This is a genomic window from Bombilactobacillus sp. ESL1197, assembly GCF_058107145.1.
Genome location: NZ_JBYLTY010000001.1, coordinates 245721 through 261804, shown reverse-complemented (window position 1 = coordinate 261804; position 16084 = coordinate 245721). Strand labels below are relative to the sequence as shown.

The following is a 16084-nucleotide window of genomic DNA, read 5'->3' as shown; positions in this document are numbered from 1 at the left end:
ATAAGTTTGTTTATAACTGGTAAGATTGGAAGCAGTTATGCAGAAAAGTTATCAACAGAATTGTGTAAATCTTGTTGATAAGTGGATAAATATCCAAATGGGTCTAGCAAAAGCTATTTATAGTGGATTTTGTTTGAGAGAGAAATTTGTGGAAAAGAGAAGAGCATGAAAGTTAAAATTATTGGTGTAGGCAAAATTAAGAAGAAATTTTTTGTACAAGGAATTGATGAATATGCACATCGGCTGCAAAGTTTTTGTGACTTGCAGATTGTCGAAGTGAATGATGAAAAGGCTCCTGAAAATTTAAGTGCGGCGCAAATGCAGCAAGTTAAGGACTTAGAGGGGCAACGGATTTTAGCTAAAATCAAACCCGATGAGTACGTCTTTGCGCTAGCTATTAAAGGAAGAGAATTATCTTCGCCAGAATTAGCAGCTCAGATTGATGAGTTAGTAACTTATGGTCATAGTAAGTTAACTTTCGTGATTGGTGGATCGCTAGGTTTAAGTCCGGCAGTCTTACGACGGGCCCAATTGCAATTGTCGTTTGGTAAATTTACGATGCCTCATCAGTTAATGCGCTTAGTCTTAACGGAACAAATTTATCGTGCATTTATGATTAATGCGGGTAATCCATACCATAAATAAGGAATAAACGACTAGTTTAGAGGAGAATTGTAATATTTAATTGAGAAAATTGACTGAAGTTTCCGTGGGGAAATTCTCAATCAGCACGTGCTAAAAATAAAATAGCTCCAACTAAAGTCGAATAAAGCCTAATGACAATACTGGTTGGCGCCGATTGTTTTTTTTAAAAGTCTTTCATTTCACATATAAGCTTAATCTAAAAAATTAATTAGATTCTATGTAACACGTTTGTAATATAGCTCGAAATTTATTATTAGTTTGAAACACTTTCGTAATATTTCTCTGTTAGTATATCTCTTGTTGAACGGCACAGCCCGTTTGGTAAATTTATTTTCGTTTTTTTATTTTAAAGGAGAGTATATATTCTATGAAATTTAGACAAGTAGCCGTTGCCACAGTTTTAAGTATTGTCTCATTCTTCGGTGCTTCACAGGTTGCTAAAGCAGACAGCATTTATACAGTTAAACCAGGTGATACTTTATCCGGTATTTCCTTACAGCTTCGTAATGATCTTAGTTTAATTAATCAAGTTGCTGCTGATAACAATATTCAAGATGTTAATATGATTTATGTGGGTCAAAAATTAGTCATCAAAGACGACGGCCAAGTAGCTCAAGCTACTGATAGCCAAGTTCAAAATACCCCAGCTGTTGATTCAGTCCAACAAGCTGTTAATAATAATGCAGCTAGTTACCAACAACCAGCAGTTCAAGCAACAACTCAGACAAGCCAATCTACAAATGCCGCTACTGGTAATTATGACAGTGCTCGTGAATGGATTGCTGGTCGTGAATCTGGTGGTTCTTATACTGCCCAAAACGGTCGTTACTATGGTAAGTATCAATTAGATTCTTCCTATTTAAATGGTGACTATTCACCAGCTAACCAAGAACGGGTTGCCAATAACTACGTAACTTCACGTTACGGTTCATGGGCTGGTGCACAACAATTTTGGATGAGCCACGGCTGGTACTAAACTAAAATTTTAATCAAATAAATAATTTATCCTCGATATTCACGTGTTGAAAAAGGCGGCCAGTTTTGGCCGCCTTTTTTATGCTGATTGATATTAGAAAAATGATGATTACGCTGATAAGCAATGCTAGTATGATTAAGGAGAGCCAAGGAGGTCATGATATGAAAAAGTTTTACGGTTATAAAAAGTGTTCCACTTCGCGTAAAGCACAAAAATATTTGGATGAACATCATGTCCAATACGAATTTCAAGATTTGGTGGCCCAACCCCCAACGAAAATAGAGTTGGTTCAGTGGTTGAGCGCGCATCAAGATCGTGGTCTGAAATATTTTTTTAATACGCATGGTGTTGATTATCGAGAACAAAATTTGAAAGAACAGCTCCCCACAATGTCGATTGATAGAGCAGCCGAATTAATGTCTCACAATGGTAAGTTAATTAAACGTCCCTTAGTAGTCGAAGGTGATCATTTGACTTGTGGTTTTGATGAGGCAACTTATGATGAAACTTGGCTATAAGTTACTTTGGGTGTGGACTTGGATTGTAAGAATGTTAGACTATAATAGTTCGTTATGGAAGATGAAAAATTGCGAGAGCTTAATTAATCAAAGAAAAGAGTATTTTATTTGAAACAAAAGATTCGTCCTAATAAATGGTGGCTATTAATCATTCTGATCGTGGGATTGTTAGGTATCGTTAATTGGCAGAGCTTTAGCCACCAAACGGTGGCGCAAGTTCAGTCAGTGCAAGTGATCAAGCGTCATAATCAAGAAGATTCTTATCAAAATCATGATCAACGTATTACCCAAAAACTGCGTGTCAAAATTTTAAATGGTTCTAAACGGGGGCAAAAGCGGACTTTATCGAACACTTATCTCCAGTCACAGGCCAATACGAATCGCTATTTTGTGCATACGCAGTTATTTATTGGTCAAGATCAAAAAAATCAACATTTTAATATTATCGGTCCCAAACGAGATGGAGTTTTGTGGTGCATGTTACTCATCGTGAGTGTTTTATTAATCGGTTTGCTCAACAAAGCCGGCTGGCAAGCCTTGAGTAGCGCACTAATCAATGTCTTATTCTTTGTGGGAGCTCTGGTTTTAACGACAAAATGGCAGAATCAGCATATCTTAGCCATTAGTTTAGGTTTGACCTTGTTAGTAACTTTAAGCACGTTATGGATTATCTTTGGCTATTCGCGACAAACTTTGATTGCTGTCGTCGCGACTTTAAGTAGTACGCTACTAGCTTTGGGTGTGAGTGCTTTGATCCTACAGTTAAGTCATAACGAAGGCATCCATTTTGAAACATTGAATTATGGAATTCAACCGTTTGAATTAGTCTTTTTTGCAGAAACTTTGTTAGGGGTTTTGGGAGCAGTGATGGATGAAACGACTGATATTACGGCCTCTTTGCATCAGTTACTGCAAGAACAGCCGCAAATTAGTGCGAAAGAAATTTTTCAATCGGGCTTAGTCATTGGTCGTGAAATTATCGGACCGCTAGTGAATATTTTATTTTTTATCTTTATTGCAGAGTTAATTCCAATTGTGGTTTTATATTTGCGTAATGGTAATACACTAGGTTTTGCACTTTCTAGAACAATGACTCTAGGCTACACGCAAACGGTTATTAGTGCGATTGGCATTGTTTTAGCTGTGCCGATTACCACTGTGTTAGCCGGTAAATGGTTACGAGGATATCAAGCATGATTTATTTAACACTCTTTTTATTAGTTCTTTTATTATTAATTTGCGGCTATCAAGGCTGGAAAATATTTTTAAGTTTAGCCAGTAGTTTTATTGTTTTATTGGCGTTAATTATGTTGATTGCCGATGAATTTCCACCAGTCTTAGTGGGAGTGCTCTTAACAATTGGCTTAACTTGTTTGGCGATTTATCCAAATACGAAAAATTCCCAAGTTCAAAAAACGGCGTTAGTCACCACCTTAATTATGTTAGCAGTGGTCTTATTAGTGACCCTAGTGGTGGTACGACTGTCATTTAGTCACGGTTTTTCGGTTGAGGATACTGAAGAAATTGAGCAATTTGTTTTAGGGGTCGGCGTTTCTTTTCCGCAAATTCAAGTGGTCGTGGTCTTAATCAGCGCCTTGGGTGCCATTGCTGAAGCTAGTATTGCTGTGAGTTCCGGCGTCTGGGAAATTGTGCGTTATCAACCGAACATTGAGGAACACCAGCTGTTAAAGGCGGGGTTAGCGATTGGCCAAAAGAATATTGCCACTGCCTTAAATACATTGCTATTTAGTTTTTTTGGGAGTTATTTGACCTTATGGTTATGGTTCGTCCAGCTCAATTATTCTTGGCAAAAAATTGTTAATAATGCTATTTTTATTGCCGCCGTTTTGGAATTATTAATCTCTTTTTTAGGAGTTATTGGCGCAGTTTACTTAACGAATTATTATATTTTATGGCAAAGACGTCACCATAAAGGGTCAACTAATTAATTTATCGATCACAAAAAAAGCCAACCAAAGCAGGCGAGGGTACTAATAACTGTTTATAGTACCTTAAAAATCAGAAGTTTGGGTCTAATTTGTAGTTAGGCTTTAACTTCTGATTTTTGTCTCACACGTTTTTTAGTTGGCTTTTTTGATATTAATTGTTAAATTCAAAGACTAATTGCTCTGAATCTTTTAATTTATTAGTCCAGCGTTCCATCTGGTAATGCTCTAAGGTGGCAATCGCAGAGTCCATTTGCGGTTGACCGTCTGTAGGATGACCATGAATATAACTAACGGCACCATTAATATATTGGCGCAACAAGCGTTCCAATAATTGATTAGGTGATAACTTAATTTGATTTAAAGAACCTGTTAGTAATTCTAGTTTTTCAATTTGCTTTTTTTCAATTGCCAAAAAAGCTAAGATCACATGAATCTGCACGACCAAACTCATTTCACTCGGGTAATACATATACTTATTGATGTCTTTCATTAAAACTTGCAAAAACTGATCAATGGCCTTATTACTGAAGGCAAAAATACAGTTTAAAAATAAAGTAATGTCATACTGTGACCAATACTCTAAGTGGCTAAAATATTTAACTAACGGATCGGCTTTTTCCGAATGAAATTGGTGCAATAAGTAATCAGATGATAGCTCTGCTTGGATGGCTAAATGTTGGTACTTGGAGTTTGGATCAGAACCGTGGCGTTGTTTAATTTCTTCGGATAATTGGTGTAATTCGGTGGCTTGATGATTGCTTAATAAATCGGCAATTTTATCTTGATAAAGAAAAAAATCGGAACGTTGAAAATCGTTATTAATATATTGAAATTCTTCGAGTGTAATGTGTAACCGATCTAAAAGTTGAAAAAAAACATCAACTGCTAGTTGAGTTTGTCCGTTAATAAACCGATAATATTCAGACCGTGAGACAATATTATCGATTAATTCAGTAACTTTAATACCTTTCATTTTTTGGATTTTAGCAATAGTTTGACCAATATGCTGCATTTACAACTTCCCTACCTATCACTTCTAAATTCAATGATTTATGAAAAAAATAATTTGCTGAAATCAGAAACAGTAAAAAAATAATTGAGTGACTGATGATCTACAAAAAGTATCTACTACTAACTAGTATACCGCTAAATCACACCAATTATTAATTTTTGACTGCAATTTATCTTTTAATTATAAACTATCTTATCAGGGTAAAGAAAAAGTTACCACTCATTTTTGCATAAATGGTAACTTTTAAGTAATAATAAAGTTGGCTGTTAGTTAAAATTAGTTTTACCATGCCGCGCTTTTAAGGCCCATAAAATAGAAACTGTATCAATTACTTCTTGCAGTAGTGCGCCAATAATTGTTGGAATAATTCCGACTGCCGCGATTAACATCAGGCCAATACAAATGAAGATTCCAATTAAAACAGATTGCTTAGCAATGGTCATCGTTTCGCGCGAAATAATCAGTGCTCGAGTTAAGCGGCTTAAGTCGTCTTTGACAATTACGACATCAGCGGCTTCACTAGCAGCAGTTGAACCTTTGGCGCCCATTGCAATTCCCACATCAGCAACGGCTAAAGAAGGAGCGTCATTCACGCCATCGCCGACCATCGCTAAAGGCCGTTGGGTTGAGGGCGTTTGTTTTAAGGCGTTAATTTTATCTTCGGGTAAGAGATTGGCTTTAACGGTAGGGACACCAACTTCATGAGCAACTGTCTCAGCAGTAGTTTGATTGTCGCCGGTTAACATTTGTAAATTGGTTAAGCCTAATTGCTTGAGTTGGGTCATGGTCGTTGCAGCTTCAGGACGAACTTGATCTAAAAAGGTAATTTTACCAGCGTACTGGTCGGCAACACTGACGTAAATTGTCGGTTGGTCGTTATGATCTGCTGGTAAATTAGGTGCCACGAAGTCGAGTTTACCAGCTTTAATTAATTGCTGCTGAATCTGACCTTGCACCCCTTGAGCAGTGACTTCACTTAATTGGTCAACTTCGAGTAATTGATCATGATAAGAGTTCAGTAAAGAAGTAGCTAAAATATGATTCGATTGTTGTTCGACACTTGCGGCAAACTGGAGTACTTGTTCTTTGGTAAAACCATTCTGAGGTTGTACTTGGTCTAAAGCTAATTGGCCTTGAGTGATGGTTCCGGTTTTATCAAAAGCAATGGTTTTTAAGAGCGCCATTTTTTCAATGGAAGTTCCACTTTTAACAATAATTCCGTTGCGACTAGTGCGACTCATTCCTGAAACTAATGCAATGGGCGCTGCTAAAATTAACGGACATGGCGAAGCAACTACTAAAACTTGGGCAAAACGGTTCGGATCTTTAGTGATAATCCAAGCAATGCCCGAAATAATTAAGGCAATAATTGTAAAAGGTACCGCGTAGCGATCAGCTAAACGAACGAAATGCGCTGGTTGGTCTTGAGATTCTTTAACCAAGCGAATAATTTTTTGATACTGTGAATCAGCAGCTAACTTAGTGGCGCGAAATTCAATCGCCGAAGAACCATTGATAGAACCGGACATGAGTTCACTACCAACATTTTTTTCAACAGGTTTGGATTCTCCCGTTAAAGAAGCTTCATCAAAATTGCCGGTGCCCTTAGTGACGATTCCGTCAACAGGAACTTGTTCGCCAGGCTTGACCAATAGCAGATCATTAATTTGAACTTCCTCTAAAGAAATATCATCAATGTCATCCGACTGCTTGATCCGGTGTGCTTGTTCCGGAGCATGATCTAATAACGCCTTGAGTTCACTACCTGCTCGGTTGGCTGCATAATCTTCCAAAGTATCGCCACCGACTAACATTAATAAAATGATCAAACTAGCCCAATACTGGCCCACCGCTAACGTGGAGATAATGGCCAAAATAGCTAATAAATCAACGCCATACTTGCCAGATCTTAACGTTTTAATCATTTCAACAGTCATGGAAAGAGCTAGGAACAAGCCGACTACAGTAATTAAAATTTGCGCCCACAAATTGAGGTGCAATCCAAATTGTAAAACTAAAGCAACTAACGCAATCAAAAAGATAACCAATAATTTCTTGTAGTGCATAATAGACCTTCCTAACTTTCTAGTTTAGAATCATTATAATCTAAAACCAAAAATAGTCAAACTCAGACGAGTTTGACTATTCTTTAGTTTGTTGAGTGACCGGCTTGGTGGCGCAGCGTTTTAATTAGCGCTCCCAGTAGCAGAAGTCGGCGTCTAGCTACGCTAAAGTCCTCAAGTTTAAAGACCAAAACTTAAGTCCTTTATCTAGCTATACTCAACTTCTGAGCGCTACTGGTCGCAGTATTATGATAATCTTTGATCTAAAATACTCAAGGAATCACTTAAAAGTTGGATCACACGGGGTCTGTCAACTTGTTGTAAGACTAAGACGTTAGCTGAAGCTTCTTGGTCGGGGTTGACTTGGACTTTGCCACGTAAGTCGCCCCAAGTAGTGTTAACTTTTAAAGCTAATTTTTGACCTTGGAAAATATCAGGTTGTAATAAATAAGAAGCAGTTGATAAATCATGGATCGGAGCCAGATCAAATCCGTGACTTTTTTGTTCAGCGCGGGAATACGGTACTAAAATTTCATAAGCTAATTGACTAGCTGGACCGCGACCTTTTAAAGCCTGGATTTCCGCACTGCTTATTGCTGTGTGATTGGTCACGTCTAGGCCACATAAAACAATATCCAACCCTGAAGTCAAGACGATATTCGCTGCATCGGGATCAACGTAAAAGTTAAATTCAGCATCCTTGGTGACATTACCCCCACTTAAAGCGCCACCCATAATGATGATTTGTTTAATCTTTGCTTGATCTTCGGGAAAAACTTTTAGCAATAAAGCAATATTAGTTAACGGTGCAGTGGCCACAATGGTCATGGGTGTACTACTGTGAGAAATCATTTCGTGCAGTAAAGTCACACCGTTCTGGCTGGCCAATGGGTATTCATCCGCTTCAGGGGGAAAAGTTGGTCCCGCTAGACCATTTTTACCATGGAATTCAGAAGCGTTTTGTAAATTTTTGATAATCGGTTGCGCTTGTCCCGGCGCCATCGGGGTTGTTTGTTTTAAAAACCATAGAATGTGTTGTAAATTGCGAGTGACGTTACTGAGTACTTGATTGCCCCCAACCGTTGTCATCGCTGTCACGTGTAACTTTTCAGGATGTGCAAAAACTTCAAGAATAGCAATGGAATCATCGCTACCTGGATCACAATCAAAAACAATATTTTCAATCATTTTTCTTTTCCTCCTGGTGGTTAAGCTTGGATAATTCTGCCGGCAATTTTTCTAAAGCTTTGATGAAACTATGGCGCTGAAAAGTACTCAAACTACTGAGTAATTGCTCGTTACTTTCTTCTAAAAAGTGACTGATTTGGGGCTGTAAAGCCTCAGCTTTTGGTAAAACGGAAACAATTTTTAAGCGTGAATCAGACGGTGAAATATTGCGAACAATTAATTCATTTTCTTCCATTTTTTGTAAAACACTAGTTGCAGTGGAACGACGAATATTAAATTCTCGTTCAATGTCTTTTTGATAAACGTATTGATTTTGTGGTAAATGATTTAAATAGTCAATAATTTGAATTTGTACACCAGTTAAACCAAATTGTTTAGCAAAATGATTAATTTGTCGTGATAATTGATTAGAAACAATTTTGATCAAGTGCATAACGTTTTCGGTCACTAACGAACCACCCCCATATACCATAATGTTAGCATACTGCCTAAGGAAATTCATTAGTTCCACGTGCAGGATTACACAGAGATTAAATTTAACTATTGGTGATTGGTTAAGTTATAATAAGAAAAAAGGCTTGCGAGGAGGACGGCAATGAAACTCAAAAGCTATTGGCTGCCAGTGCTTATTTTCGGATGGGTATTATGGATAGCAAGTTATATGAACATGATGCCGGTTGATGCTGCTTCATTAAATTTAAGTGAGTATCACCAAGCTTTGAATCAAGAATTAAATCGATTGCGGCAGCAAAACGATTTGCCAGTGTTACAAGTTGATTCACAGTTGGAAAGTTTTTCACAACAGCGGGCCCAGGATTTGGCGCAACAACGTAGTTTAAGTCATGATAATAACTGGGGAACCTTTCATCCCAATAGTTATACAGGTGAGAATTTAGAACGAATTATGGACACGGGTAATGTGCGGCAAAATGTCGTCAACGCGTTAGCTTTTTTTTATGATGATTACGGTAATCCCGATTTCGGGCACCGCAAGAACATGCTTAATCCGTTATACACGCAAGTAGGTGTGGGAATTGCTCAAAGTGGTGATGGGGTCTTATACTTGGTGCAAACTTTTTGGACACCAGACACCACTAATTGGTCAATAACGCAGCAACAACAAGCGCAAGCTTATTATCAATACACACAAGCTCAGGGTTTAGCTGCTGAGTATCCGTCCACTTATGACCTGTCGCAAAAAGAAGATTGGTGGCAATATCCGCAAAAAAATGCCACGAGTGCCATGTTTCGCTTACACGGCGTAGTACAAACTGTGCAAACTACGCCTGTATATAATCATCTGGGGCAAAAAATAGCTCAACGCTTTTTGCCGAGTAATTCGCAGTGGTACACGAATTGTTTTAAAATGATTGCTGGTCAGCCCTTTTACCAAGTCGCTGCTGATGAATGGTTACCTGCTAGCGCGGTTAAGTGTTTGCCGCATCAATAACGTCCAATTTAGGGTGGTTGATTGGAAAAATAATTTATCAGAATTATGACTTGAATCTTGTTGGTTTTTTACGTAAAATAAAATAGTTGAGTTAAATTAATTTTCGAACAGGGAGGAGGATTACGATGGCTAATACACATAAAGGTGTGACCGGACGTCGCCGCCCAGTTTCCAAGTTGAATTCTGCAAAGCGTCGTCAACATACAGACGAAGTACTTGCTTTTTTGCAAAACGGTTTAGATGATATGAAGAAAGATTATCATAAAGCTGATAAGTAATAATAATTAAGAAAAACTCCCGTTGGTTTTGGCTAACGGGAGTTTTTCTACTTTTTAAGTGGTCAACGGCTATTTTAATAAATAAGCTTTACTTTCATAAGGTCGTAGTTGAGTTCCTAAATCATCAGGATAATTGCCAATGATTAATTGCCCAGTTTCTTGGTGATAGTCGCGCTGGAGAGTTTGGTCAGTAAAGTTATTCATGACTAGTAAAGTTTGACCTTGATAATGTCTGAGATAACTAAAGACTTGCTCATCATCAGCATCTAATAACTGATAATCACCATATTTGATTAAATCGGAATCATGCCGCAATTGAATTAATTTTTGGTAATAGTAAAATACGGAGTCTGGATCAGCTAATTCGTTCTCCACATTAATCTGCGGATAATTAGTATTTAATTGATACCAAGGTTGGGCGGTGGTGAAACCGGCATTTTTTTGTGCAGACCATTGCATGGGCGTGCGGGCATTGTCGCGGGACTTGTAAGCCAAATAATGCAACATTGTCTGTGAGGGCACGATCTGTTCTTGATCCACTAATTGATGATAAGCATTGATGGATTCAATATCTTCATATTGGGATAATTGGGTAAAATTAGTATTTGTCATGCCCAGTTCTTCACCTTCATAAATGTAAGGCGTACCCTGCAGCAAATGTAAAGTTGTCGCTAGCATTTTGGCAGATAGCTCGCGATATGTTTGATGATCATTGCCAAAACGGGATACCGCCCGCGGTTGGTCGTGATTGCCCCAGTATAAACTATTCCAAGCCTTGCCTGACAGTGTTTCTTCCCATTTTGAGAGAACACGTTTTAAATCTTTTAATTGCGTTGGTTGGTCGTTCCATTTGCCAAGCCGAGCATCAGGATTAGCACCTAAGTCTACATGTTCAAATTGAAAGACCATATTCAATTCGCGTCCGTCTAAATTCGTATAATTGATCACATCTTCTGGCTTAGAGTTAGGCATTTCACCGACAGTCATAATATCGTATTGTGATAACACTTCTCGGTTCATTTCTTGTAAAAATTCATCTAGTCGTGGCCCATCAGCCACGGTGGCAAAGGTATCACCATACTTAGCACCGTCTTTTTGAAGAGCATCTGGTAAGCCTTGTGGTTTCGAAATAAAGTTGATGACGTCCATTCGAAAACCATCGACACCTTTATCTAGCCAAAACTTCATAAGAGAATATACAGCTTGGCGAACTTGGGGATTTTCCCAATTTAAATCTGGTTGACCTTCAGCAAACAAGTGTAAATAATACTGTTTTCGTTCAGGTACATAAGTCCAAGCAGAACCACTAAAAGCAGAGCCCCAATTGTTTGGCTCGTGACCGTCGACAGGATCGCGCCAAATATAATAGTCAGCATAAGGATTATCTTGTGATTGTTTACTAATTTGAAACCACTGATGCTGATCCGAAGTATGGTTAACCACTAAATCCATCAAAATCTTGAGACCTTGTTGATGTGCTGCTGCCAGCAAAGAATCAAAATCAGCCATCGTCCCAAAAACCGGTTGGATTTTGCGATAATCCGAAATATCGTAACCATTATCAACATCAGGTGATTGATAAATTGGATTGAGCCATAAAACATCCACACCTAATTTTTTTAAATAAGGTAAACGCTGCTTAATACCGTTTAAATCACCAATACCATCATTATTGCTGTCTTGAAAACTGCGGGGGTAAATTTGATAAACTACTGAATCTTTAAACCAATTGGCCATAGATGTTCTCCTCAATCTGTAAATTGACTTGCCACAAAACTAGAAAAAATTCAACACTTGCTAGCTGTGGCAAGCTGATAACACAGGTACTCTAACATATTGTACAAACGTTTACAATGAAAATTGATTAATAAAACGTTGTAGATTAGTGAGTGAAAGATTGGTAAATAAAAAGAAAATGTCCGCATTAATTATTGCGAACATTCTCTTAGCTATGGATCTGTTGAAGTTTTAGTGTGATCTAACGCTCCAAGTGCCAAAAACCTGTGTCTAACTACAAATAAACAATCAAGTTAAAAGTCGTAACTTAATTATTTATCCTAGGTTAGTCCTCGGTTTTTAACCGGCACTTGTCGCAGTGTTAGATCTAACGCTCCAAAAGCTAAAAGCTTACGTTTAACTACAACTAAGAACTCAAGTCAAAGCCCGACTTAAGTCCTTAGTCTAGGTTAATACTCAGCTTTAAACCAGCTTTTTTCGTAGTGTGATTAAAGTTTAATAGCATTATCTGGAGTTTGACCTTGAATCATCTTCAGATTTTCATTATGGGCAATTTGTACCATATTTTTCACCGCGGTTTCAGTATAAAAGGCGGTATGGGGGGTAATAATGACATTTTTGCGGTTTAATAAATCGTCTAAAGTAGCGTCTGGAAAAGTTTTACCCCGCCAATCTTCGTTAAAGATGCCAACTTCATTTTCATAAACATCTAAACCAGCGGCACCAACTTGGCCGGAGTTTAATCCAGCTACTAAGGCATCAGTATCAATTAAATCACCTCGTGAAACGTTGATAATCATGGCGTTTCGTTTCATCTCTTGCAGACTTTGTTCATTAATCAGGTGAATATTTTCTGGAGTCGAAGGAACATGTAAACTGATAATATCAGCTTGTTTGAACAAGTCATTGAGATCATCGACATAAATTCCTGTTTGTTCCAGTTCCGGATTGCGGTAAGGATCATAAGCAATGACCTTGGCACCAAAGCCTTTTAAGATCTGAATTAAGACGCGTCCAATATGGCCAGTCCCGACAATACCGACCGTTTGCATTCGCAATTCACGACCGATTTCTGGGGCCCAGCGCAAGTCACGTTGGGCAACTTTAGCTGTGGCTTCGGGTTCGCGACGTAACAAACGCCCCATTAACCAAACAGCATGTTCAGCAATGGCGTTGGGGGAATAAACCGGCACATTCGTAATTTGAAAATCAAATTCTTTAGCGGCTGCTTGATCAATATTATCAATTCCAATATTGCGCAAAGACATTTTGTTGACGCCATAATCATGTACGGCTTGTAAAGTGGCTCTAGTGTAAGGTAACTGTTGGTAAGTGACAATCCCATCAGCGCCTTGGACTTTGCTGGCACTTTGGGGAGTTAATAATTCAGTTTCAATTTGGACTTCGACTTCTGGATGTTGCTCTTGCCATTCTTGTAAAGCTGGTCGTTCATCGTCTCGGATACTAAAACTAACAATTTTCATGTTTATCTGTCTCCTTATTAATCAACTAAAAGCTACCACGACAATTTACTAAACATCAAGTTTTATTACGTACCACCAGGTGTTGTGGTTTACAGATTCTTATCCATATTAAAAGTTAATTTAGATAAATTGATACTTTGGGTCATTAAATCACCCATAAAGTCTAAAGTTTGTTGCCGGTTAGTGTGCACCAATGCTTGGTTTTGCTGAGTCAAAAAGGTAGTTAAGTCTGCCCCCGTTAACTGAGTTGCCTGTTGATCACTGTTAGCTAAAGCAGTGCGGAATTGTTGTTTACAATTGGTGAGAAAATCAATGTCACTTTGAACAAAATTGATGTAATGACTCTCAACTAAGGCGGACAAGCCATTGTACAGCCAGTAAGCGTCTTTTAAATTAAATTTCATGGCAGTATCGTTAAAGGAAGCATCAGTTTCATTCATGTTGGTGTAAAACGGCAAGTATGGTGCAAAGCTCGGATAACCAAAGCACAGCCACATAACGCCGGCTAAACCAGCTGGAACATCATTTCTAATCTGTAAAATATGGGAATTTTGGGTCCGGTTGAGCCCAATTGGCCGGTAGCGATACTTATCAGCTGATTCACCAGCTTGCAACGGATCAAATGGTGTTTCGTTATAGTGAGAACCAAGGACGTATTCAATATCTTCCACGGAGATTTTATGATCCGTGTAACAAATAAATGGTAATTCACCATCTTCAGGTGCTTGCGCAATTTCTGGATTGAAATATTTTTGGCCGAACCAAACACGGGGATTATTGTAATGACGGTCTTTTTGATTATCAGTTCCAAAAATATGGCGGAAGTTCCAACCAGTTTGGTCGGTATTTAGATGATGCTCACTGACAAATTCTTGAATCTGGTCGGACCACATAAATTCTTGTGGATTGTCAAAATCGACTTGTTGAATGGAAACGCGATTAGCAGCAATGGCGTAGGCATTGTCCGGAATGCGTTGAGCCACCCAATGATGACCAGTAACAATTTCCATATACCAAACATCGTTGTGGTCACTAAATAAAACGGAATTTCCTGCGGGTGAACCGTATTGTTTGATTAATTCGCCCGTGCGTTGGACTGCTTGTTTAGCAGAAGTAACGTAAGGTAAAACCATCCGCACGATACAATCTTCGTCTAAGCCATCCACAACTAGCGGGTCATAAGCTAAGGCCCGTTCGTTACCATAAGTACTTTCAGTGGCGGACATGGCGACATTTTGAGAATTAATCCCACTTTCGTCATAATAGCCTTCGTGTTTGTAATCAACGTTGGGAACTCCTGGCCAACTGAAACTATCTTGAGGCACCGGCGCTTCGAAGTTACTCAACCAAGACTTGACTACTGGTTGGTGGTCTAAGTGTTGTGCTGGATGAAATTCAAACTTGTGTGGTGCTACCGCGTGAAAAGTATCATCATTACGCGCAATCATGGTGGAACCATCTAATGAAGCTTTCTTGCCAACTAAAATCGTGGTACAGGCAGATAAATGTTTTGTCATTTGCTGAACTCCTTTGGTTTTTTAGTTTTAAGTTAAGTCTAACATAAGCTTTCTTAAATTTAAGTTGGATTTCACTAAAATCTTATACGGAGAATTTGGTTGTTAAGACCTTTTTGAACTGCACCGATTTTTATTAGTAACCAACAGCAAAAGCGCCCAGTCCATTTTCGCTGGATTGGACGCTTTTGCTGTAATAAATTTGACTAGTGATTAATCAAGCACCACCATAAGGGCATTAATTCGGGTTCTAGTTTATTTGTATTGAGTAATTAAGATTTATTCGATATGCAAATTTCCACCATTACTTTTAATTAAAAACTGTTTTCCTGATTGATAGTATTTGGAATTGTGTTGATAAAGTTGACCACCATTAAGATTAGCTTGATACCGTAACTTTTTTGTTGAAGTGTTGTTAAGAGTTATACTTCCACCATCACTATTAACACTAAAATGGGATAATTGATTTAATTGATTTGCTGATAAAGTCAACTTGATATGGGGGTTGTTTTTATTAGAGATTAATCCGATTTGATGACTGCTTCTCGAAAAATCAATAATTAAATTATCAGAATTTTGCTTAGACCAATGATTGAGTGGTTGAATCATCTTGACAGGTAAGTAACCTGCTAAATCAATATCATTTACTGATCTTGGTTTTACATTGATTTGTACATCAGCACCGCCCGTTTTAATGACTAAGGAGTTTACTTGCCGTTTCAAGGGAATACTTTGTTGAAAACTTTGGTAAGGATTTTTTAGGAATAAGTTAGTAATTAGCATAATGAAAACTATCATACATAAAATAATAGCTATCCAAATTGTTTTTTTAGTCTTTGCTTGCATTGAACTCACCTCTCTTGTCTGAGTTCATAATAATTTGTTTTTTGAAGAACATGGTAACAAATCTTAAACGGTTCATTTTCATCTTTATCGGTTAATTTTTCTTAAAGGCGCTTCGATAGACATTGCGATATTGAAGAAGATCTAGAACTTTGTTCTTGTAGTAAATTGGCGTTGCAAGTGATGCCATAAGGTATGTTAAAATTATTTTAGTTAAATTAGGTGTAAGGGTGACTCTAACAACAAAATTAATTGAATATTAATTTGTTAGTACTTCATTGCTAAGTAATGGTTATTTCCAGCAAAGTCTGATTGCTAATGTCGTTTAGATCAATTTTAGGTTTAATCATGTTAATCATTTTATTATTGTATATTGTGACATATTTAGTGAATTTGCAGTTTTTTCAAATGCAATTTTCCAACAAAG

The 16084-nt window shown here is 37.8% G+C and carries 15 protein-coding genes; 7 read left to right on the top strand and 8 right to left on the bottom strand.

Going from position 1 to position 16084, the window contains the following annotated elements; all coding sequences use genetic code 11:
• The first annotated feature begins 165 nt into the window (after window positions 1–165).
• The 5 genes from rlmH (at window position 166) to AC3B6B_RS01035 (ending at window position 4088) form a co-directional block, all read left to right on the top strand.
• Window positions 166–645, top strand: a complete 480-nt coding sequence (gene rlmH / locus AC3B6B_RS01055) for a 23S rRNA (pseudouridine(1915)-N(3))-methyltransferase RlmH (RefSeq protein WP_489756864.1) — start codon at window positions 166–168, stop codon at window positions 643–645.
• Window positions 646–1012: 367 nt separating this feature from the next.
• A complete protein-coding gene (gene apf / locus AC3B6B_RS01050) occupies window positions 1013–1621 on the top strand; it encodes an aggregation-promoting factor (protein ID WP_489756863.1) in 609 nt (202 codons plus the stop codon).
• Between the two features lie 161 nt (window positions 1622–1782).
• A complete protein-coding gene (locus AC3B6B_RS01045) occupies window positions 1783–2139 on the top strand; it encodes an arsenate reductase family protein (RefSeq protein WP_489756862.1) in 357 nt (118 codons plus the stop codon).
• A gap of 108 nt (window positions 2140–2247) precedes the next feature.
• A complete protein-coding gene (locus AC3B6B_RS01040) occupies window positions 2248–3336 on the top strand; it encodes a YibE/F family protein (RefSeq protein ID WP_489756861.1) in 1089 nt (362 codons plus the stop codon).
• Window positions 3333–4088 (top strand): YibE/F family protein, encoded by a 756-nt coding sequence (locus AC3B6B_RS01035; RefSeq protein WP_489756860.1) that lies wholly within the window; start codon window positions 3333–3335, stop codon window positions 4086–4088. The genes AC3B6B_RS01040 and AC3B6B_RS01035 overlap by 4 nt, the downstream gene beginning before the upstream one ends.
• A 151-nt stretch (window positions 4089–4239) precedes the next feature.
• Here AC3B6B_RS01035 and AC3B6B_RS01030 read toward each other — a convergent pair whose 3' ends face one another.
• The 4 genes from AC3B6B_RS01030 to AC3B6B_RS01015 form a co-directional block, all read right to left on the bottom strand.
• Window positions 4240–5100 (bottom strand): helix-turn-helix domain-containing protein, encoded by an 861-nt coding sequence (locus tag AC3B6B_RS01030; protein WP_489756859.1) that lies wholly within the window; start codon window positions 5098–5100, stop codon window positions 4240–4242.
• A gap of 266 nt (window positions 5101–5366) precedes the next feature.
• Complete coding sequence (locus tag AC3B6B_RS01025) at window positions 5367–7166, bottom strand: heavy metal translocating P-type ATPase (RefSeq protein ID WP_489756858.1); 1800 nt, start codon at window positions 7164–7166, stop codon at window positions 5367–5369.
• Window positions 7167–7409: 243 nt separating this feature from the next.
• Window positions 7410–8351, bottom strand: a complete 942-nt coding sequence (locus tag AC3B6B_RS01020; protein WP_489756857.1) for a nucleoside hydrolase — start codon at window positions 8349–8351, stop codon at window positions 7410–7412.
• Window positions 8344–8799, bottom strand: coding sequence for a MarR family winged helix-turn-helix transcriptional regulator (locus AC3B6B_RS01015; protein ID WP_489756856.1), 456 nt, complete (start codon window positions 8797–8799; stop codon window positions 8344–8346). Before AC3B6B_RS01015 ends, AC3B6B_RS01020 begins: the two co-directional genes overlap by 8 nt.
• A gap of 147 nt (window positions 8800–8946) precedes the next feature.
• Between AC3B6B_RS01015 and AC3B6B_RS01010 the strand changes: the two genes are divergently transcribed.
• Both AC3B6B_RS01010 and AC3B6B_RS01005 read left to right on the top strand, forming a co-directional pair.
• Window positions 8947–9801 carry a CAP domain-containing protein gene (locus AC3B6B_RS01010; RefSeq protein WP_489756855.1) on the top strand — a complete coding sequence of 285 codons (855 nt, stop codon included), beginning with the start codon at window positions 8947–8949 and terminating at the stop codon, window positions 9799–9801.
• A 125-nt stretch (window positions 9802–9926) separates the two neighbouring features.
• Window positions 9927–10079, top strand: coding sequence for a hypothetical protein (locus AC3B6B_RS01005; RefSeq protein WP_489756854.1), 153 nt, complete (start codon window positions 9927–9929; stop codon window positions 10077–10079).
• Window positions 10080–10148: 69 nt separating this feature from the next.
• Here AC3B6B_RS01005 and AC3B6B_RS01000 read toward each other — a convergent pair whose 3' ends face one another.
• The 4 genes from AC3B6B_RS01000 to AC3B6B_RS00985 all read right to left on the bottom strand — a co-directional run bounded on the left by AC3B6B_RS01000 (window position 10149) and on the right by AC3B6B_RS00985 (window position 15660).
• Entirely contained in the window at window positions 10149–11816 is a 1668-nt protein-coding gene (locus AC3B6B_RS01000; protein WP_489756853.1) for a glycoside hydrolase family 13 protein, read from the bottom strand.
• A gap of 488 nt (window positions 11817–12304) precedes the next feature.
• On the bottom strand, window positions 12305–13300 hold the full coding sequence (locus tag AC3B6B_RS00995; RefSeq protein WP_489756852.1) for a D-2-hydroxyacid dehydrogenase: 996 nt from the start codon (window positions 13298–13300) through the stop codon (window positions 12305–12307).
• Between the two features lie 89 nt (window positions 13301–13389).
• Window positions 13390–14817, bottom strand: coding sequence for a C69 family dipeptidase (locus AC3B6B_RS00990; protein ID WP_489756851.1), 1428 nt, complete (start codon window positions 14815–14817; stop codon window positions 13390–13392).
• 276 nt (window positions 14818–15093) lie between these two features.
• A complete protein-coding gene (locus tag AC3B6B_RS00985) occupies window positions 15094–15660 on the bottom strand; it encodes a hypothetical protein (RefSeq protein WP_489756850.1) in 567 nt (188 codons plus the stop codon).
• Window positions 15661–16084: the final 424 nt, after the last annotated feature.